Source organism: Xanthobacter autotrophicus (assembly GCF_030015065.1).
Lineage (GTDB): Bacteria > Pseudomonadota > Alphaproteobacteria > Rhizobiales > Xanthobacteraceae > Xanthobacter > Xanthobacter autotrophicus_D.
On the sequence record NZ_JAIVFN010000438.1, the window covers coordinates 1 to 438 of the forward strand.

1 protein-coding gene is annotated in these 438 nt (G+C 70.5%); it reads right to left on the bottom strand.

Annotated elements, in window-relative coordinates:
• Nucleotides 1-298: hypothetical protein (locus tag K9U40_RS23915; protein WP_282892538.1), on the bottom strand; the 298-nt coding region annotated here is incomplete at its 3' end.
• Nucleotides 299-438 lie beyond the last annotated feature (140 nt).

Below are 438 nucleotides of genomic sequence, written 5' to 3' on the forward strand. Positions count from 1 at the left end.
CCCATACCACCCAGCGCGAATCGGGCTCGGGAGTGCCCAGGGACGCAGGGACGAAGAAATTGGCAACGCCCGCGATGGGCGCGACGGCCACCAGCCAGACCGCCGCCACCGCATTCCGCTGCAGCGCCATGCCGGCGAAGGGCAGGAAGCAGAGCACCGCCGGGCAGAACAGCACCCAGGTGATCAGGGCACCCGCGTCTTTGTCCAGGTACGGCAGCCCGCTGTGCGAGACGGCGATGGCAGTGCCCCACGCGAGCAAGGCGACGGCCAGGCCCGCCAGTCCGAGAAAGGTTCGCATGAGACGGGAAGGGTTCTGAAAGCGTCCAGCATGCCACGTCTTCGCCGCGTTGCGAGCGGCGTGCCGGGCCGCGTCTTCAGCTGCCTCCGCGCTGCGGCGGCCCAAGCGCCTCGACGGCGGCCCACTCCGCGTCCCCGTAG